Source organism: Bacillus salipaludis, from assembly GCF_030938565.1.
In the GTDB taxonomy this organism is placed as follows: Bacteria; Bacillota; Bacilli; order Bacillales; family Cytobacillaceae; genus Neobacillus; species Neobacillus salipaludis_A.
In genome coordinates this window covers 1,910,313-1,931,748 of sequence record NZ_JAVGVR010000001.1, presented here as the reverse complement: position 1 = coordinate 1,931,748, position 21,436 = coordinate 1,910,313, and the positions used below count along the sequence as shown (strand labels likewise).

Here is a 21,436-nt window from a genome sequence, read left to right as displayed (position 1 = left end):
ATGAGGGGTAGGAGATTTTTCTTTTAAAAAAACAATCTCTTATAGAAAAGAACCAAATCAAAAAACTAAGGCTCGCTGCCTATCGAATGGCAAAAGCCTTAGTTTTTCTCATTCTATCATCGATATAAGTGAATAGTTTCTGCTTGTTGTTTTTCTATTATTCTTAAAGAAAAAACTTGTGATCCTATATAGCCGGATCACAAGTTTTTTAGTAAGTCTTTTTAATTAATCATCTATATTATTAGACTGTTTTCCAGCTATTTTCATAACTGTAGATAGAAGCACTTTAGCTCCGGCACCCATATCTTCATCTGTCACGAATTCATCAGGGTGATGACTAAGACCATCTTTACAACGAACGAAAATCATCGCAACATCCGTCACATCGGCCATCGCCATTGCATCATGACCAGCACCACTCACTAGCTTAATAACGCTTCCCCCTGTTCACTAATTGATTGTTCAATTAAGGTCATGATTTCTTCGCTACAGTATACCGGGTCAGCTTCCATTACTTTTTCAAATGTAATTTGCAATCCTCTAGTCTCAGCTATTCTTTCACTTGCTATTAAAATAGCATCAATCGCTTTTTGTTTACGTTCGACATTTAAATCCCGAATATCGAGCGTTCCTGTAACGAAACCTGGTATGACATTACTCGCACCAGGACTAACTGTAAGTTTACCAACTGTTGCAACTAATGGTACGTTTTCGAGTGCAATTTTCTCGATAAAAGAAATAAGTTCACTTGCACCTAAAAGGGCATCTTGTCTAATAGCAACAGGAACTGTCCCTGCATGACCCGGTTTTCCAATAATGTCAAAAGAAAATCTTGTCGCACCGGCAATCCCAGTAACGACTCCAACTGCCTCATTTACCTTCTCAAGAACAGGTCCCTGTTCGATATGAAGTTCTAAATAAGCGAGAAGTTCCTCAGGAGTACGACTAGCGTGTTTATATGCATCTGGGTCAGAAATTCCAATTGCTTTTAAAGCTTCAGCAATAGTGATTCCATTTTCATCTGTTCTTTCCAAATCTTCTGGAGTAAAAGTTCCAGCGATTGCTTTACTTCCAAGGAAAGTTGAATGAAATCTTACTCCTTCCTCATCACAGAAACCAACTACCTCAATTGGATTGTCTAAAACAATTTTATTATCGTAAAGGTATTGAACAACTTCTATTCCCGAAATAACACCTAAAATCCCATCATACTTACCTGCTTCAATGACACTATCTAAATGGGAACCAATCATTAAAACGGGTGCTGTTGGATTTTTTCCTTCATAACGGCCGATCATATTATTAAGACCATCTTTTCTTACAGACATCCCTGCTGCTTTCATCCACTCTTCAACAAGTCTTTCGGCTTTCGTACTTTCGATGGTGAATGGTAATCTTGTGACACCGACAGTAGTAGATGAACAACGAGCAAGTTCTTCAATTCTAGTACTGATTCTTTTCGCGTCAATGTCCTGCTGCAGTTTAACCAAACAATAACTCCCCTTCCTATATAATCAATATAAGATCATAGTATTGTTTATTACAAAACGTAATTTTTAATAGAATCATAACATCCTAGGCAGATGATAGACAATAAGTCATTTTGTATCATAAGCGAGTTAAACGATTGATTCATTTGTTTAGTTATTGGTGTATTTTTCATGATATTACTGAGCGACAAGTACAAATACTTGTCGCTCAGTAAAGCAATTGCAATTTATATAGAAAGACTTACGAGGCGGCCTTTTGTTGAATGCACTAATGACCATGCATCAATAAGCGTACGTTTTGACTGGGCAATAACAATATCTGATGACTCTGTACCAACTGGTTTTACCTCAAAGGCAACAACATTCTTATTCCCTTTGCCGATATAGCCAATTTCTAATAGAGCTCGTAAGTACTCTGCTAATTCTGGAACATCTACTTCACTTCCTGGATAGCCGAAACGGGGATGCTGATCACCATAGGCAGGATTAGAAGTATCTTTAATGTAGCAATTTCCGATATGTGCATGATTAATATAGTCACGAGCAACCGTTAATGCATCAATTGACGTTTCCCGCTGCATTGGTAAATGACTTAAATCAAGCATTAATCCAAAAGTAGGATCTACTTTACGAACCTCTTTTGCCACTTCAACAGCAAGTTTATTAGAACCGATTAAACATTTTTTATCTGTCTCATCATCAAATGTTTCAAGTGAAAGAATAAGATCACCTTTAGATCTTGCATATTGACATAATTCTTTAATCGATTCTGATAATAATTGTAACGCAGTATCTTGATCAGCATCTGGTTTTGCACCGCTTAAGAAACCAAATTTAGAAGCATTTAATTCGTATGCCTGGTCAATTCCACCCTTCACTAATTCGATCGCTCTTCTTCGCTCAGCCTCATCAAAAGAGTTAAGATTTCCTTTGTTTCTTAAAAGAATTGGTTGTGCACCAAATCCGACAGTCATTCGGCCAGATTCTAAAATTTGCGCAACCTCTTTACGATCTTCAAGGTTGTTAATAGATGTAATCTCAATTCCAGAGAAAAAATCATCTTGAACAATTTTCTTAACTGTTTCAACAGTTGGACCTTCTCCACCCATTGTTTCAGGATAAGCCATAAAATGGACAATTCCGACTTTCATTGAATTATGAAGATTTGCTGACATGTTTTCGCCGATTTTTCGGCTTCCCTCCTTTAATATTGAAACTTTTTCGTTAACTTGATTCCATTTACATAACCGTTATTTTGACAAGATTATCTCTGAAGCAATCGGAAAATCACCAATTGCTTCATTAGGTTCTCAGAGATTTACAAAGTAATAACTATTTGGAATAGTTGATTTTATCGGAATATTTAAATCCGTTAAGTGCCCCGTTATTAGAGAACTCACATGCTTTTTCAGGATCACCATCTACTAGTACTTCGATTATATATGGTTTACCTGAGTCAACTGCACGTTGTAATGCTGGTTTGATATCGTCATAATGAGTAACGAGCTCACCACGAACACCCATGCCTGCTGCAGTTTTAACGAAGTCAATTCCCCGTTCACTATGTTCACCATCAGTTAATTCGTTCTTGTATTCTAAGTCAGTCGAAATACGACGGTTATCATAGAACCAGTTTTGTTGTTGACGAATTAATCCAAGTAATGAGTTGTTCATACAGAAAATGATGACTGGGATATCATGCTTTGCAGCTGTCGCGATATCTTGTAATGACATTCCTAAGCTTCCGTCACCAAGGATGTTAACACTTTGTCTTTCAGGAAAAGCAAGTTTTGCTGCCATTGCTGCACCAAGCCCCCAGCCCATTGTACCTGCACCACCAGTTAATAGGTATGTTCTTGGTTCATACGTTTCAAATAATTGGCAAGACCAGATTTGGCTGATACCGCAGTCATGTGATACGAATGCATCGCGATCTAAGAATTCACGAAGTTCGCGTAATGCACGCTCTTGTCTGATCGGAAGTGTTTTGTAATCCGTTTTACGAGCCCATTTTTTACGCTCTTCCGTTAAGTCAATTTTAGTATCTGCTTCGGCAGTTGCAGCTACAGTAGCCCCAAGGTCTTTATACGCTTCTGTAAGTTTAACCATGAATGTTTTAACATCAGAAACGATACCTAAAGTAGTTGGTACAACTTTACCAATTTCTTTGTTATCAAGGTTTACGTGGATAATTTTCTTACCGTTTTGTGTAAATACGCCAACATTACCAGTAGAACGGTCAGCAAAACGTCCAGCAAGGTTAATTACTAAGTCAGCTTCAACAATTGTTTTGTTACCGAATGGAGTATCAAGCATTGTACCCATACGTCCAGCGAATAATGGGTGATCGTTAGGGAATGTATCCATACCCATACCAGTAGTTACAACAGGGATTTGAAGTTCTTCAGCTAATGCTTTTAGTTCAGCAGTAGCGTTTGCAAGGTTAACCCCGCCACCAGAAAGCAATACTGGTCTTTTAGCATCTTTTAATAATTCAAAAGTTTTCTGGATATCCGCATCAGTAGCTTGTGGTAAGTTATCTACTGGAGTAGATGCAATCAGTTCATCGATATCAACTTCGATTTCAACTTTTTGTTGGTCAACTGGTAAGTCAAGTAGAACTGGACCTTTTCTACCAGTTGTAGCTGTTATCCATGCTTCATGGATAAATTGAGCAGCTATCGAACCGTCTGTTAAACGATATGCAGCTTTCGTTACAGGTTTAGCCATTTCAACTATAGGAGCTTCTTGGAATTGCATTGTTCCAATTAAACTATTTTTTTGTTGGCCAGTAATAGCAATCATTGGAATTGAATCCATCCATGCACTGTAAAGGCCTGTTAAGAAGTTCGTTCCTCCTGGACCTGAAGTTGCAGCACAAACACCAACCTCACCAGTTGCTCTTGAATAACCGTCAGCCATGAAAGCACCCGTTTGCTCGTGACGAACAACATATGACTCGATTTTCGTTAATTCTTTTACTGCATCATAAAATGGTAGGATTGCAGCTCCTGGTACACCATAAAGATGTTTTACTCCTCTTTTTTCTAAATACAATGCAATTAACTCAGCTGCTGTCATTTTTTGTTTAGCCATTTAAAACTCTCCCTTTTGATCGTTTTTAATATTTTCAAAGATTTGAGCAATCGATTCTTTTTCCCCTACATTACCCGGAAATACGATATAAGGTGTATCTTTAAACTTAGCTTCACTTCCAGTTAACCATACTGGAACACCCGCGATTGCTTGCCCTAAAATTTTTGCATGTTTGATTTCCAAGCCCTTAGTTGCCACATCACTAGAGGTTATACCGCCTTTAGCTATGATAAATTTCGGCTTAACTTTTAGTGAACGAACCACTTCGACCAAAGCACGTGAAACGGTTTGACTAATTTTTAAATTTTCTTCTTTATCTTTTGCAATAATTACATCTCTACTTGTATAAACAAGCGTATCTCGATTAGAAGAAATATTATAATCTACTAATTGACATACTCGTGTTAGCTCTTCAGCTCTTGTTTCTTCATCTATTATTTTCACAACATTAAGTTGGATTTGTTCAATCGGGTATTTCTTCATTAGTTCGTTAATTTGTTCCGTTGTTTTTTTCGTGTGAGAACCTACAACGATAAATCCACCATTGTTACGGCTTTCATCTTTTGAAACAATCTCATCTGCTGACAAATATGGACGATCTTTTATTCCAGTAATCGATTTTACAAAAGATGCCGCAGTTCTAAATAAGAATTGTTTACCAGAATCAATTGCTTTTAGGACTGCTAATGATAGAATGTCTAAATCATAATAAGATTTAGCATTCACTATAATAGGAGTATTATTGTTGGCAGAGAGTAAAATCTCGTAAATTTTATCAATACCACCGATATGAATATCTTCGAGTGAAATGATCAATGCGGACTCTGAAGATACTCTTCCATTTGTCTTCTCCTCAATCCATTTTGGCAAATTAGCTGTTTGGAAGCCGAATACCGAATCTTTCGCAAATTCCGTTTCACATACAGGGACAAGCTGGCCATCTACAGCTAAATAATGAGTATTATCTAATGTATAACGATACCCTTCAAAGAAGGCAGGTATAATTAAGTGTCCTGAAGTCTCACCATTACCCACTTTAAAAAGTTCATCTTGTAGTACATCAATTTCCAGTGGATAATGTCCTCTTAATGTTGAGTCACTTCTACTAATAATTGAGAAGTTAATACCCATTTCTTTCGTTACTTCAACAATGTTTTGAACAATCTCTCTATTGATGTTTTCAGCTTTTTCGGCATTGTAACTTCTTGTATTTGTTAAAATGTAAAGTACACTTCTCTGATCAGATAAACCTTTTTTAATCCAATCTTTGCTCCAGTTTGTAATGACAAAAATATCATGGACAGTTTGGACACCAGTTGGATCATCATCTAGAACAATAAACTTATGTTTTGTTTGTTTTAAATGATCTTTTATTTTTGCACGGAGACTATCATCTGATTTAGAGAAGAGAGGATTTTCTAATGTATCCGTTAAATTTGGATATTGGGTCACGTTTGACAAAACCCATCCCCCTTTCATGATCTAAATAGGTTACCAGCTATTTACTTTTTCACCTAATAATTCATTTGCTGTTGAAACAATCCGGTGTGCTCTTAATTCAAAGAGGTCGAGGAGTTCATCCATTTTCCCAGAAACTCCGAAACGGTCATTTGTACCGATTCTTCTTAATTTAGCAGGTTGGTTTTCTGATAGTACTTCAGCAACTGCACTACCTAAACCTCCGATAATTGAATGCTCTTCAACTGAGATAACATTTTTTGTTTTCGCAGCTGATGCTACAATTGCTTCTCTATCAATAGGTTTAATTGTATGAATGTGCAAAAGTTCAGCGCTTACACCTTGTTTTTCTAACTCCTCTACTGCTTTTAGTGATTCATCAAGCATAATACCAGTACTGATGATTGTAATATCAGATCCTTCACGGTATTTAATTGCTTTACCGATTTCAAAAGGTTCTTCTTTCTTTGTAACGATCGGTACTGGTAATTTTCCAACACGCAGATAAATAGGTCCTTCATGGTAATAAGCTGCTTCTACTGCTTTTTCCATTTCAACAGCATCTGCTGGAACAATTACTGTCATACGTGGAAGAGAGCGCATTAAAGATATATCTTCAAGCGGCAAATGTGTTGCTCCTTCTTGAGCAGCTGATGTACCAGCGTTATGACCGACAATTTTCACATTGTTATTTGAGTAACATACCGAAATTCTCATCTGATCAAATGCGCGTCCAGTAAGGAAGTTTGCATAAGCATTTGCAAATGGTACTTTACCTGCTATCGCCATGCCAGCCGCAGTTCCAACTAAATCACATTCAGAAATACCGATGTTAAAAAAGCGTTCTGGAAATCTATTTTTAAAAAGATTTGTCATATTTGATTTTGCGCAGTCCGCATCAAGAACTACTAAATTATCATGTCTTTCGCCAAGTCTAATTAGTGCATCAGCAAAACCTTTACGTGGTGCTTCTAGATTTGCCATCTTAAGCCAACTCCTTTAAAGCGATTTCTAACTGCTCATCATTCGGTGCCATTCCATGCCACTCATGTGTATCTTCCATAAATGAAACTCCCTTGCCCTTAACGGTATGAGCTAGAATTGCAGTAGGTTTACCCTTTGTGCGTTTAGCTTCTTTAAACGCATCATTTACTGCATTGATATCATGGCCATCGATTTCAACAACGTGCCAACCGAAAGCTCTAAATTTATCTCCAAGATTTTTAACACCTTTCACATTTTCAACGAAATCATCAAGTTGGATTTTATTCCAGTCGATTATTGCACAAACGTTATCAAGATTGTAATGTGCACTTGTCATCGCCGCTTCCCATATTTGACCTTCTTGTAACTCTCCATCACCGATCATGCAATATGATCTTCTATTGCTACCATCTAGTTTTGCAATTAATCCAATACCATTAGCAGCTGATAATCCTTGACCAAGTGATCCTGATGATATGTCTACACCTGGGATATGCTCTCCACATGGATGTCCATGTAATCTACCGTCTACATCCCTGAATGTCATTAACTCTTCAATAGGGAAGAATCCTTTTTCAGCTAAAACCGAGTAAAACACAGGTGTACAATGTCCTTTTGATAGGAAGAAACAATCACGGTCTTGCCATTCTGGATTGTTGGTATCTACATTCATGTGTTCAAAAAAAAGTACTGACAAAAGTTCAGTAGCAGATAAAGAACCACCGGGATGCCCACTTCCGGCATGATTTGTCATTTTAACTATGTGCCGACGAATTCTTTTGGTTAAATCATTATAAAGTTCGCTTTTCTCTTTAGAAAAAACCATTATTACTCCTCCTTCATCTCATAATAAGCAACATCGTTTCATTTTATAATTAAAAAAATAAGACATTCGTTGTTGCTTATCAACTAACCATGTTTCATATTTTGATAATATCACCGTTTTTTGAATATTTCAAGTGTTTGTAATTAAATTTTTTTATAAAAATTCGTCGGTGAACAGACAATCAATAATTTTTTGCATAAAAAAAGAACTGGTCTTATAACCAATTCTTACTTCATACCAATCAATTGTCTGTGTAACCAAGCCGCTTGGAAATCTTTATACCTATATCCATTATAATTGGTTTAATTTCAGCTAATCTTTCTTCAGTCATTCGGAAGCTTGGTCCTGAAATACTAATAGCAGCGGTAATTTTCTTCCGATTATCAAAAATTGGTGCTGCAATACAGGAGACTCCAGGTTCATTTTCTTCAACTTCTTTACCAATGCCTTCGTTCCTTATTTTTCCCAATTCCTTAAAAAAAGAGTCTTTATCTGTAATCGTTTTTTCAGTATGTTTTGGTAAACCATACTTGTCAATTATATCTACAATCTCATTAAGCGGCAGATGTGCTAAGATGACCTTCCCAACTGCCGTACAATGCATCGGGGCCCTTCTTCCTACTTGAGAATGCGTTCTAAGGGTTTCACTTCCTTCAAGTTTTTCAATATAAATTACCTCTCCTTGATCATATACCGTCAAGTGGATTACTTCATTAAATTGTGATTCTAACTCTTCCAAAAAAGGTTTAGCTTGAGTTCTCAGGTCAATAGATTCAAGTAGCATCGAACTTAATTCTAAATATTTATAGCCTAATCTATATTTTTTAGTTTCAGGATTTTGTTCGATGAATCCATGATCTGCAAGAGTACTTAATAATCTGAATATAGAGCTTTTATTTAAATCTAGATTGGCGGCCAGCTCAGTAACACCCATCCCTTCTTTACGCTTGCTTACTAATGAAATAATTGTTAATGCCCTATCTACTGACTTAACCATTTATATTAAACCCCCGATTCAGGCCTAAATTACTGATCCCGTTTACTTACCACAAGAGTAATACGACCTTATTTATATAAAATGACACCACTGTAATTTTTATTTTCTTCCATTTTATCAGAAAAGACGTTGCGTATAAAGCAATAATACCTTACTCAATTATCTTTAATTAGAAATTTTACCATAAGGTCGTAACTATTCAAATATTTTAAAATTACTTTTTGAATCAAGGGTTTGATTTAAAATTAATTATCATAGGCATAAAACCATTCAAAATTTATATTTTCCGATAAATTAAAAAGAAGGTATGACCCCATAAAGAACACCTTTCATGCCCTTTTAAGTCAACCTTCATTAAGTAGTGGACGATAAAAAGACATCCACTCTAAGTTAAAGTTAAAGAAGCTATGCGATGAGCTTAATATCACGGACGCCAGTATGGAGCAAAATGGAAAGTAGATCTATTTTATGGTTAAAAAATAGCCCCCACTCATCACACCCAGGGGACTACAAAAAAATTAAATTGAAATGTCCCGGAAATATGGGGAGTTACAGTTTAAAGTAGGTTACTATTTTCATGTAATGTGACTTCTTAAACATAGTATGAAGCACTACCGTTACTAATTAAAAAGTTTTCAATTTTATCTTCTACTACGTTTTGAACAACCTTTTGAACTAAATTTAATGTTACTGTAGGTAGTTCAGACCACTCCTTTTCAGTAACATAATTTTCTCTATTTAGAGCTTTTATCATCGCATGTTCTAAATCTGTTGCAATATTCACTTTACTAATTCCACCGCTAGGAATTTGAATTGCATTCTTAATTATTTCTGATGGAATGCCCGAACCGCCATGTAACACTAATGGTACAGATGTTAACGCACGAATTTCAATTAAACGCTCAATATCAATTTTTGGATCTTTAACAAGATAGACCCCATGTGAAGTCCCTACAGAAACCGCTAATGCATCAACTCCTGTCTCTTCAACAAACTGTTTTGCTTCTTCAGGTTCTGTAAATAGCTCTTCATCAACGTCTGTTTCAATAAAGTCAGTTGTCCCAATTTTGCCTAATTCAGCTTCAACTGTTACGCCTTTTGAATGTGCATACTCAACAACCCTTTTTGTTATCTCGATATTTTTCTTAAATGGTTGCTCTGATGCATCAATCATAACGGATGTAAAACCAACTTCGATAGCTTCCGAAATTACATTGAAGTCCTTCGTATGATCTAAATGTAATACAGCAGGGATTTTAATATTCTCCTCTTGAATAACACGATAAAACTCTCTACTAAATTCCTCTAAATTAATTCCATATCGTTCTTGCTCCCTCTCAGAAGTCTGAACAATAACTGCAGAATTCATTTCTTTGGCCGCTCTAAGAATAGGAGCTATCATTTTTGTAGCTCTAGGAGTAAATGAACCGACAGCAAATTGATTTTGCTTAGCCAATGCAAGGACTTTAGTTAACGAACAAACATTATTTGCTTTTAAATTTGTTTCCATTCATTTCTTACCACCTTTCTGTTTGAAATACACAAGTTTTAGATTTTAACTCTTTTTTAAACGGTGTAACTTATTTCTTTCACACCAAATTCGTTACTTAATAAACAACGGTGTTTCATTTTATTTTAACCATTTATCAAAAATATTGCAAAAATTTTTACTCTTTCCACCCAGAAAAAAATAAATGCCTCCGCAAAAGGTTTAATTTGGAAGGAAGTTATTGGAGCATTGATTGACACGGTTTCATCAAAAGATTAAATTCTCTATTACTCGCACCAACCTGTAATTTACGCTTTTTTACTTTTTCGTTAATAGAATAATTGAAATAGTTAAGCCGTTTAAAAATGCTACCCGGTTACTATTAGAACCATATGGTTTGCATTAAATTTTTCCGTTTTTCTTATTTAGCGTTTATTGTAGGATCTAAATTTACTGATTCTTCTTTTGGCTTACTGCTAATAATCAACGCGGTAAGCATCAAAATGGAATGAGGTTCTTTAAAACTTTATTAAAGTACCATATATCTAACGATGTACTGGCATCTACCGAAAATAACTTATCAAAAATCAATGAGTTATGTAAAAGTGATTCTCATAAGTGGGCTGAAACAACAGCAAAAAACTTATAGTAGCAGCCGTACGGAATCCTTTTCAGGGAACCTTATATCGTCATAGTCATATTTTAACCTTAGAAATGTACAGTAAAATGCTTATAGAACACCAAAAGCACCTATCTAACGTTTGAGGAATAGATAGATGCTTTAGCAAAAGAAATAAAAGAATATAAGACTTTTTTTTGGTTTTAACTGACACTGCCTATGGGCAGACTAAGCATAATCTCTCTTGTATACCTTCCAAGATTTCTTCTGTCACTTCCCTAATCTTGATATCCCCACCTAGAAAAAGTAGCCAATTTGTTATTACAGTCAATTCTTCTGAATCATTTACATTAATAAAAGTCTTTAAAATTGTTGTGTTTTAGTGAGGATTAGCATAAGAAATGAAAACTTTTAAAGTCTTGTATTTTTTGAACTGGGCAATCACTTTCGGACTAAGTTCAATGAATATATTATGCGCTTTTCCAATTTCAAATATCTTATCTTTTCTAAAGAAAGAACTCACATGTTATTAGCTCTATCACTTTTATTTATATCCCTCCCCCCTAGTTATCTCCTAAAAATCTAAAGTTGTATTTTTTAGATTTTACTTTCCTTCGAGATGGCACAGTAATCTGATTGCAATTTATGAAACTTAATTTATATGTTTATTTTCTTTTTTTTCAGAAAACTAAGTGTTATAATTACCCTACAAACTTATTTACTATATTAAGTTGTGGGTTTTCAATAAATAACACGGAAAGGGGGATTGTTAATGGATTTTTGTATTTCTTGCGGAGAGGAATTATCTATTATGGAGAGGAATCGAGCGGAATGCTGGGAGTGCAGAGACACAACAAACTCAGAAGCGGAGTGATCATGACATTTAATATTTTTATGATAGTTTTATAAAAAAACTGGTGTCCCTAATCCTTTTATCCGCCCTTGGCCTCGGACCTAAACGATTTTTCAAAACAAAAAGCAAAAAGGTTAAGTTTATAGCTCCACCCCGGAAATAGATGAATTCTTATATTTTACCAATTCAATTCTTAAAGTCTCCAATATAATAAATACTTTCTGAATATACCTTCCACAAAGTTTTAAATAAATGATTTTATTTCGTAGAATACTTCCTGATAGTTTAACAAAATGTCGGCCTCGTAGTGGATATTTCCCTTTAAGCTTCATTTCTGCAAAATTCACTTTTCCATTGAAAAATAGCCTTTGCTCTTTATGAGTAAAGGCTATTTTTCACGAGTTTCTTCTATAAATGTTGTTCTCCTAATTAGTCTTATAACTTCGATTGCATTCGAATAGAATACGTTGTTTAGAAACTTCATGATTATGAGTGAAATAATGACGACGTTGTAACGATTTAATCCCATTTCTCACTCCTCATTATGTTCTGAATCAAAATACTGTTTCATCTTCATGAGGTCTTCAGGTGTGTCAACATCCACTCCCCACATTGGATTGTCAAATGAAACAATCTTCATTACGTGCTTATATTTTTTTATAATGCTTTGACCGCCACTATCCCCCTCAATTGTATGGAATTCGTTAAATAATTCCGCATCCATTAATACCGGATGGCCTAATTTGCCTTGATATTCTGGGCGGACAATCCGAATTCCTTCTTTTCTATTTGCTTCATATTTTTCCATTAAAGATTGTATGACGGTACTAGAAACAAGAGGCTGATCCGCAAGGAAAATCATAACGGCATCCACATGTTCTTTGATAGATTGGATTCCCAGCTTTAAAGATGTGGACATCCCCGCAGCATAATTCTGGTTAAAAATTATCTTTATTTCTGGATAGTCCACAGTATGTTGATTGATTTCTTCTATATATTTACCGGCAACCAAGATGATCGGCTCCAAAGAGCTTTCAACGACTGGTCCAAGGACGTAACGAAAAAGAGGTTTGCCTTGTATGGATAGTAATAGTTTAGGTTCTCCCATTCGTTTAGACATACCTGCAGCGAGTATGATTGCACCAATTTTATGCATGAATTTTCACTTTACCATGCAAAGGCCTAGGATTTCTCCCGTTTCTAACTGTCATTAGTTCCGATACAATACTTAAAGACACTTCTTCCATCGTTTCAGCTCCTATATCCAAACCAAGTGGTGAGCGAATTGGTCCGCTGGAAAAATTTTGTCCAATATTGATCAGCATTTCTTCTGTACGAGAGATTGGACCAAGAACACCAATGTATCGCGGGTCACTTTTTAAAGCAAGTTGTAGGGTTTTTTCATCCAAAGCCTGGTTATGATTCATAATCACCCACCATGAATCAGTGACATCATTAGGGTCGATTTCCTCAGGGCTCTTTTTCAAATGCGAAGCTAAAGGAAATAAACGAGAATTATTGAAATCTTCACGTGAATCCAAGACTGTGACAGAAAAGCCAACTTTAGCTGCCAAATCTGCAACGGGTACTGCATCCTTTCCTGCTCCTGCTACAATCAAGTGTTCACTATGTTTAACGGCATCAATTAGATATCTACTTCCGTCACAAGCTACTATTTCTGCACGAGTTTGCGTATCCATCACAGTTTTTGCTTTTTCAATAACTTCAAGAGGCACACTCTCGTGATTTCCAATGAAATGGCCGTCTTTATCAACTAACAACCTGTTTCCCGTAGGGATTTCCAATACAAGTGTAAAGTGTTGTCCTTTCTGTACGACTTGGTCGGTTTTAACCCAGAATTCATCATTTCGATCAACGGGCAGGATCAGCATTTCAAGATTACCTTTACATCCTATTCCTAAACCCCAAATTTCATTTTCGCTTAAGTCGTATTTGTGTGTTAAAGGAGAATTCATTTCCATAGCTTTTTCTGCCCAGCCGTATAAATCGCTTTCCAAACACCCACCGCTTATTGTTCCGAACATTTGTCCGTCCGATGCCATCATCATTTTTGTTCCTGGAAGTCTGTATGCAGAACCCTTTACGCCAATTTGAATGACTATGGCTGCTTTTTGGTTACGATTCCATGCTAATCTGATATTTCTTAATACATCTTTCATTTCTTGTAACCTTGACACACATTACTCCTCCCACCTGCTAAAAAATGATAATCCCTAATATTATGAAGATAGAGGGAGACAAAAAATCAGATTTCCTTTTTGTCTCTCTCCTCTTTTCGCTTATCTTTTAAAATCCTTTTCTAACTAAGAAAACACTTAAGAAAAGTGAAAGGGCAATGAAACATAAAATAGCGATAAAACCACCATTATATGAACCACTCATTTGACTGAATATACCAACAATCATCGGCCCCAATGCTGCGATTAAATACGATAAACATCCGAATATACCACTGATACTTCCCATTACTTCTGGCGACGCTACACGGTGAAGCATTGTCATCGTCAAAGCTGCTGGCATAAACAAAAGACCTATTAGTAAAATACTCAGGATGGCCGCAACTGTACTGTTTGTCGTAAAAAGGGATAAAAGCATAAATACAATGATAAGTGCGCCTGCTCCACCAACAAAAACAGCCCTCTTCATGAACCGATCGGAGAAATACCCAGTAACCATTTGTACAACAATAGCTAAAGCGAACCCCCCAGCATTGATGACCGCTGAATTTACAAAGTCTATTCCTTTTTCTTCTGTCAAGTAACTAGGTAAAAAGGTTGAAATTCCATAATATCCAATAGAAAAACAAGAATAAACAATCGTTAAAATCCAAAACAAAGGACTTATAAGTACAGTTTTGATGCTTCCTTTATTACCAGTAATAGTTACCTCCACTTTTTGATTGCTTTGAATATAGTTAAACTCTGTTTGATTAACTGCATAATGCTTAGCTGGATTATCTCTTGCCATAATCCAAAATAAAATTAAACATACGATTGAAATCGCTGCAAGTATAAAGTAACTTTCCCTCCAACCATATGCAGACGCTATGATCGCAATGAGAGGAAGTCCGAGGACTGGGCCAAATGCATTCCCACTATACCAGGTGGTTTGCGCTTTAGCTTGTTCATTATACGGGAACCAGTTTGAAGTTAATTTGAGAGCCATTGGATAAAGGACGCCTTCACCTATTCCTAATAAAGCCCTAGACCATAAAATCATACTAATAGAATCAGCTATTCCCCCCAAAACCATGGCAAATGCCCAGAGGCTGATTCCAATAAGTCCACTGCGTTGCGCACCAATCTTGTCAATAATGAAACCCCAGGCTAATTGACCAAATGCATAGGTTACTAAAAATATACTGCTAAGTGTCCCTTTTACAAGATTTCCATCAATGCCTAAGTCTTGCAAAAAAGGCTTATTGGCAAGCAGAATATTGATGTTTGCTTTATCCATCATGGAAACGGTAAAAAGCAAGAGTAATGGAAAAGCGATATAAAACCAGCGAATTTTTGTCATTTTTTTAGTCGGCATGATTGTTTGAGCATTAAAGTTATTCAATATATTTTCCCCTATCATCATGAATTGTTTTATAATCAGTACTTACAGTATCTAGATATAAATCTTTTTAAACCTTCTGCTTTCATGATTGTCTACTATTCTGTTTTCGCATAGGGTATATTCTAATGACAATGAATACTTAATTTTTTTACACAACACATCTCAACCTATTTCAACTTTATCCTGTTTACGTTCTGCTTCCTTAATCCATTGACGAAGGTTACTAGGGCTAATAGGCAGTTGATTAATTGCAATGTCTAAAGGATAAAGTGCATCTACAACAGCATTCGCAATAGCAGCAGGCGGCGAAATGGCTCCACCTTCTCCAACTCCCTTAATACCTAGCGGATTTCTGGTTGATAGGAATTCTTGATGGCCTTTTTCTACATTCGGGATCTCCATCGATGTTGGCAATAAATAATCCATATAAGAACCAGTCAAGAGTTGGCCTTTTTCATCGTATATGACTTCCTCATATAAAGCTGCACCAATTCCCTGAGCAATCCCCCCTTGAACTTGTCCGTCTACAATCATTGGGTTGATGACCTTTCCTGCATCATGAACCACGCTATAACCTTTCAAGTCAACAAAACCCGTTTTCTTATCCACTTCTACCATGGCAATATGGACAGACGATGCAAACGTAACAGTTGGCGGAACAAAGTAATGTGTGACTTGTAGGCCAGGTTCCATTCCATCAGGCACCTTGCATCTGGACCCTGGACGTGCTGCATTCGCAACTTCCTTATAGGTCACATATTTTTTAGGTGCAGATTCAACAAAAACTTTGCCATCCACCATTTGTAAATCCGAAGGATCCACTTCCAGCATGACAGCTGCGACAGCTAATACTTTTTCGCGTAATTTCGCTGATGCTGCTTGAATCGCTGATCCTGCATTTACCGCACTTCTACTCGCATACGTTCCAGCTCCATAAGCCAGATTTGTCGTATCTCCGACCCTAATAGTAATGTTGTCTGGGCTTAGCATTAACTCATCTGCACATATTTGGGAGAATACGGTTTCATGCCCTTGCCCTTGCGGGGATGCCCCAAGATGGGCTACTACTTGACCAGTACTGTCAATAGTTACATAAGCACTTTCAAATGGACCTGCCCCTGTTCCTTCCACATAAGAAGAAATACCTATTCCAACAAGCTTACCTTGTTTCTTCCATTCTTTTTGTTGTACACGGAAGCCTTCGTAATCGACCATTTTTAAGCCTTGTTCTAGTGCAGCAGGATAGTCGCCGCTATCATAAATTAACTGAGCACCATCTTTTATCAATATCCCTTGGTCGTAAGGCATTTCTTCCGCTTGAATCATGTTTTTTCTCATAACTTCAACTGGGTCTTTTTTTAGTTTTCTAGCTACCATATCGATAATTCGATCCATAACGAAAACTACCTCTGGTCTTCCCGCCCCCCTAAATGGAACATTTGGTGTTTTGTTCGTTAGGACAATCTGGCAACCAATATCGTAGTTTGGTATTTTATAAGCACCTCGCAAATGATAGGCACTGTTGTAAGCACATGTTAAACCAAAATAATTCATAGCACCGCAATCTATAATGAACTGATCTTTTATTCCAACAATTGTCCCATCCTGTTTATAAGCCACTTCTACATCATGGATTTGATCCCTTGAATGACGGGCACTTGTTAAATGTTCTAATCGATCTTCGATCCATTTGACTGGTCTCTTCAACAATTTAGATAAATATGGAATGATAATTTCTTCAGGATGAACTCCACCTTTAGGACCAAAACCTCCCCCAACATCTGGGGCTGTTACTCGAATGCTTTGTTCAACTAGACCTAAACATTTAGCCATATAGGTTCTTACTTCAAAAGGAAGTTGTGTGGATGAGTAAACATGTAATTGATTGGTACGAACATCATAAGTTGAAACGACCCCTCTCGTCTCTAACGGGTTAGAAGAAACCCTTGGGGTTTTAATCCTTGCCTTTAGGATATGCTCTGCATCTTTAAGAGCCTGATCTGCATCTCCTGTCGTCACCCGGAATTCCGCTTGAATATTTCCGTCAAGATGATCTTGAATCAACGGCGCGTCTTTTTCCAATGACTTAAATGGATCGACAACGATTGGTATTGTTTCATATTCGACTTTTATTAAATCCGCTGCATCTTCAGCAATATACCGATTTTCTGCGACAATGACTGCAATTGGCTGCCCTACATACATTACCTTTTTTTTAGCTAGGACGTCTTCATAACAAAAACGAATTGTCGGATTAATTTCCTTCTCTACATTAGGAGGCAGAGCACTATGTGATTCAAATTGGACAAGAGGCTTGATCTTCCCGTCTATTTCAAGTCCAGTAATGATGGCGTAGACACCATCTAAAGCCTTCGCTTCAGTGATATCAATCTCTTTAATGATGGCATGGGCATGAGTGCTGCGAACAAAGACTGCTTCCGCCATATTTGCCATTTTGATATCAGCTACGAACTGTCCTGTACCTGTCACTAGTCGATAGTCTTCTTTTCGCCTAATACTTTGACCAACGTATTTTGTCATCCGTCTTCCCTCCCTAATTTGATACAGTTTGAGCAGCCTGCTTCACAGCTTTTATAATATTGGAATATCCAGTGCAGCGACATAGATTCCCAGAAATACATTCTCTTATTTCCTCTTCACTGGGATTTGGGTTTTCTTCTAAATAACTAGAAACGGTCATCAAGAAACCTGGTGTACAAAATCCACATTGTAATGCATGATTGTCTGAAAATGCTTGCTGTAAGTAATTAAGTTCACCATTTTCTTGCATAAGTGATTCCACTGTCTTGACATCACAGCCATCTGCTTGAACAGCAAGCACTAAACATGAGCGAACGGGGGCCTCATCTAAATGAATTGTACAAGCCCCGCAAACTCCATGTTCACAGCCGACATGCGTTCCAGTAAGTAACAAGTTCTCCCTAATAAAATCTGACAGCAGCAGTCTAGGATCTACCTCTCTATCGATATGATGACCGTTAACTTTTAGGTTTATTTTAACCTTTTCTATCATAATCCTCCGCCTCCCTGTGCACGTTCGGTTGCTTGCTTTAATGCACGAATAACTATAGTTCCAGAAAGTTCTCTTCGATATTCGGCAGTCCCATGAAGATCAGATTCCGGTTCAACAATTTCCATTGTTAGATTACCCGCCTCTTCATATATTTCCTCGGACGCCTCTTTGCCGATTAGAAGTTTCTCCACATCCTCTAATGGTGTAGGAACAGAATTTACACCGCCAATGGCTAAATTGACACTTAAAAAACGACTATCCGCATCTAAATCAACGACTGCAGCCACTTCGACAAGTCCAAAATCCCCATGTCTTCTCGCTACTTCAACAAATGCAGAACCGCTTGATGGTTTTGTAATGGGGAAACGAACCTCCTTAACCAATTGATCTGGCTGTAGCGAAGTAAGCATATAAGTAAGAAAAAATTCTTCAGGACAAAAGACTTCTTCACCATTTGCATCGGCAATAACAATTTCTCCCCTTAAAGCCGTTATCACACATGGTAATTCAGCCGATGGATCACCATGGGCGATACTTCCACCAACAGTTCCCCGATTACGAATTTGTGCGTGGCCTACCCACCGGATTGCTTCCGACAATAATGGACACTTTTCTTTAACCAATTCAGATTTTTCTATTTCGCAATGTTTGGTCAAAGCTCCAATAACGAGGAATTCTCCATCTTCTCGGATATAGCCTAACCCCTCAGCTCTTCCTAAATCGATTAAGTATTTTGGTGTTGAAAGCCTCATATTCAATAGAGGAATCAAACTTTGGCCACCAGATATGATTTTCGCATCTTCCCCGTATTCGGATAAATATTGTACGGCTTCTTCTATGCTCGAAGGTCGAAGGTAATTAAACTTTGCTGGTTTCATAGGAATCCCTCCATTCGGAATAAAATACTAAATCACTTTGAATTTCTATACATTAAATGTTTTGATGAACATTTAGCTGTTTTTCTATATCTTTAAAGAATTTACCGGCCATGAATTTGGCAATACCTCCGATGACCCTGCTTCCAACCCCAGCAATCATTCCTCCTATATCTGCATTGCATTCCCAAATTAATTGACAGCCTTTTCCTTCAGGTATAATTTTACAATCCATTTTCGCGGAAACAAATCCTGGCTTCCCACTACCTTCAGCAGTCAAGATATAATGAGATGGTACATGGACGTCTTCTAATTTAACCTTACCCGTGTAGTCCCCTTTTACAGCTGCTACACCAAGCTTAAGCTCAACGTCATATTTACCATCTCCAACCAAGTTTAAGTTTTGACATCCTGGGATGGCATTCTTCAGCAATTCTGGATCATGCATCGCTTCCCAAACGACTTCTGAACAATAATTAAATTTCGCTTTCCCTGATAATTCCATTGATATCTTGCCTCCATTTTTTAGTAAGTATTACTTTATATAGCTTGATTCCCTGTTAGAAAGGATTATCAAGTTGGTGCCCCTGAAAATATATTTCTCAAAGATTTTTTATGAGTAAATTCTTAGTTGTTCTTTACCTACAGCAGGGATGTATCCGCTTTCTTTTACTTTAATTTTCTAACTCCCCTATTGGCGCTATATTGTTGTTTGCCAAAACATATCATCCGGAAATATTGGTAAAAACAAATCTCTATTACCACTTTGCATCCAATTCTATGAACACTTTGATTCCAGGTCGCTTATATATAGAACCTTTCATATCCAGGATTTCCCTTTGAATACGTATCAGTGTCATGCAGTGCTCTTTCAACTGATGTTTGAAAAGTGGCTTCTCCCGCTTTACTCATCAAAGTCACATTAGATTCAATTTAAAGTGATTGAAAATTTAGTCATTTTAAATCTTTTATATGATTGTACACTTGATTTTTTATAAAGTTAAATACATAATTTTCTATATATCGATAGATTCTAAGCTATAAAGGAAGGCGATAAATATGGATCTACTCCAGTTAAGATATTTTCAAACTCTTGCCCGTATGGAGCATATGACGAAAGCTGCAGAACAACTGCATATCGCTCAGCCATCACTGAGCAAAACAATCTCCAGGTTGGAAAAGTCTTTAGGCGTCCCCTTATTTGATCGTCAAGGGAAGCAAATCAGGCTGAACCCATTCGGAAAAGCATTCCTTTGCCGAGTTAATCGTGTTTTTACTGAGTTGGAAGAAGCAAACCGTGAATTACTTGACATGGCAGGCCTTGAAAATGGGGTTGTTCATTTGGGCACGACCACCACACGCTTGTTACCGGATCTTATCAGTGCGTTTCTGTCACAATACCCTCATGTCAATATTAGGCTATTACAATTCCCAACAAAGGAGATACAACATCACCTTGTAAATGGAGAAATTAATTTTTGTATCTCCTCACCGCCCCTCCATCAACCTGGCATTTGCTGTAATCCCTTGTTAACGGAAGACATTTACCTGGCTGTTCCTACCAAACATCCACTCGCAAATCGTGACCAAATTAATCTCTGTGAAGTTGCCAGCGATAAGTTCATCAGTCTTACAGCAGACTACGCTCTCCGTGATTTAACTATCGAATTTTGTAATCGAGCCGGTTTCATCCCCAATATCGCGTTTGAATGTAACGACGCTGAAGTTATCTTCGACATGGTGAAATTAGGATTGGGAACCGCTTTTATTCCTGCCCATTGGTGGAAAGAAAACAATAGCAACTTACCTGTAAAATTGAAGATCAGAGAACCTGTCTGCGAGAGAGTGATTGGGTTGAATTGGGTGGAAACACGATACTTATCGACTGCTGCACAAACATTTCGCACGTTTGCAACTGATTATTTTGACTCGTGATGAACTGCACCTTCGATTCTGTTGTAAAAAATCTAAACAATTTGCAATTATTCCATAAATCTTGGACATCCTCCCCAGTTACTAGAAATAATAAATAAACAGAAGATTTACTAAAGAGATCCATTAATGGAGAAACGAAAAAAGCCCAATTTCTCAATTTACTGAGAAATTGGGCTTTTAAATTTGAATTTCCTTTCA

Annotated in this window: 15 protein-coding genes and 2 pseudogenes; 1 reads left to right on the top strand and 16 read right to left on the bottom strand. The window is 37.0% G+C overall.

The window, feature by feature from the left end:
* Positions 1 to 225: 225 nt before the first annotated feature.
* The 16 genes and pseudogenes from RCG21_RS09485 to RCG21_RS09410 all read right to left on the bottom strand — a co-directional run bounded on the left by RCG21_RS09485 (position 226) and on the right by RCG21_RS09410 (position 19,808).
* Positions 226 to 1,490: pseudogene (locus tag RCG21_RS09485) on the bottom strand (allantoate amidohydrolase).
* Between the two features lie 227 nt (positions 1,491 to 1,717).
* Complete coding sequence (locus RCG21_RS09480; RefSeq protein WP_133338288.1) at positions 1,718 to 2,665, bottom strand: sugar phosphate isomerase/epimerase family protein; 948 nt, start codon at positions 2,663 to 2,665, stop codon at positions 1,718 to 1,720.
* A 157-nt stretch (positions 2,666 to 2,822) separates the two neighbouring features.
* A complete protein-coding gene (locus tag RCG21_RS09475; protein WP_133338291.1) occupies positions 2,823 to 4,586 on the bottom strand; it encodes a thiamine pyrophosphate-binding protein in 1,764 nt (587 codons plus the stop codon).
* A complete protein-coding gene (locus RCG21_RS09470; protein ID WP_235824914.1) occupies positions 4,587 to 6,038 on the bottom strand; it encodes a four-carbon acid sugar kinase family protein in 1,452 nt (483 codons plus the stop codon).
* Positions 6,039 to 6,077: 39 nt separating this feature from the next.
* Positions 6,078 to 7,028, bottom strand: a complete 951-nt coding sequence (locus RCG21_RS09465; RefSeq protein WP_133338295.1) for a transketolase family protein — start codon at positions 7,026 to 7,028, stop codon at positions 6,078 to 6,080.
* Between the two features lies 1 nt (position 7,029).
* Entirely contained in the window at positions 7,030 to 7,854 is an 825-nt protein-coding gene (locus RCG21_RS09460; RefSeq protein ID WP_133338297.1) for a transketolase, read from the bottom strand.
* A gap of 241 nt (positions 7,855 to 8,095) precedes the next feature.
* On the bottom strand, positions 8,096 to 8,851 hold the full coding sequence (locus RCG21_RS09455) for an IclR family transcriptional regulator (protein ID WP_133338299.1): 756 nt from the start codon (positions 8,849 to 8,851) through the stop codon (positions 8,096 to 8,098).
* Positions 8,852 to 9,443: 592 nt separating this feature from the next.
* On the bottom strand, positions 9,444 to 10,361 hold the full coding sequence (locus RCG21_RS09450) for a class II fructose-bisphosphate aldolase (RefSeq protein ID WP_133338301.1): 918 nt from the start codon (positions 10,359 to 10,361) through the stop codon (positions 9,444 to 9,446).
* 815 nt (positions 10,362 to 11,176) lie between these two features.
* A pseudogene (locus tag RCG21_RS09445) lies at positions 11,177 to 11,431 on the bottom strand (helix-turn-helix transcriptional regulator); the annotation flags it as partial.
* Between the two features lie 913 nt (positions 11,432 to 12,344).
* The gene (locus RCG21_RS09440; RefSeq protein ID WP_133338303.1) at positions 12,345 to 12,968 is read right to left on the bottom strand and encodes a nucleotidyltransferase family protein; all 624 of its coding nucleotides are present in this window, start codon (positions 12,966 to 12,968) and stop codon (positions 12,345 to 12,347) included.
* A complete protein-coding gene (locus tag RCG21_RS09435; RefSeq protein WP_133338305.1) occupies positions 12,961 to 14,010 on the bottom strand; it encodes an XdhC family protein in 1,050 nt (349 codons plus the stop codon). Before RCG21_RS09435 ends, RCG21_RS09440 begins: the two co-directional genes overlap by 8 nt.
* A 109-nt stretch (positions 14,011 to 14,119) precedes the next feature.
* Positions 14,120 to 15,394, bottom strand: a complete 1,275-nt coding sequence (locus RCG21_RS09430) for an MFS transporter (RefSeq protein ID WP_165976353.1) — start codon at positions 15,392 to 15,394, stop codon at positions 14,120 to 14,122.
* A 162-nt stretch (positions 15,395 to 15,556) separates the two neighbouring features.
* The gene (locus tag RCG21_RS09425; RefSeq protein ID WP_133338308.1) at positions 15,557 to 17,935 is read right to left on the bottom strand and encodes a xanthine dehydrogenase family protein molybdopterin-binding subunit; all 2,379 of its coding nucleotides are present in this window, start codon (positions 17,933 to 17,935) and stop codon (positions 15,557 to 15,559) included.
* Positions 17,936 to 17,948: 13 nt separating this feature from the next.
* The gene (locus RCG21_RS09420; RefSeq protein ID WP_133338310.1) at positions 17,949 to 18,428 is read right to left on the bottom strand and encodes a (2Fe-2S)-binding protein; all 480 of its coding nucleotides are present in this window, start codon (positions 18,426 to 18,428) and stop codon (positions 17,949 to 17,951) included.
* On the bottom strand, positions 18,425 to 19,306 hold the full coding sequence (locus RCG21_RS09415; protein ID WP_133338312.1) for an FAD binding domain-containing protein: 882 nt from the start codon (positions 19,304 to 19,306) through the stop codon (positions 18,425 to 18,427). The genes RCG21_RS09420 and RCG21_RS09415 overlap by 4 nt, the downstream gene beginning before the upstream one ends.
* Before the next feature lie 52 nt (positions 19,307 to 19,358).
* Positions 19,359 to 19,808, bottom strand: coding sequence for an SRPBCC family protein (locus tag RCG21_RS09410; protein WP_133338314.1), 450 nt, complete (start codon positions 19,806 to 19,808; stop codon positions 19,359 to 19,361).
* A 554-nt stretch (positions 19,809 to 20,362) separates the two neighbouring features.
* On the opposite strand from RCG21_RS09410, the gene RCG21_RS09405 reads away from it, so the two are divergent.
* Positions 20,363 to 21,238 carry a LysR family transcriptional regulator gene (locus RCG21_RS09405; protein ID WP_133338316.1) on the top strand — a complete coding sequence of 292 codons (876 nt, stop codon included), beginning with the start codon at positions 20,363 to 20,365 and terminating at the stop codon, positions 21,236 to 21,238.
* Positions 21,239 to 21,436 lie beyond the last annotated feature (198 nt).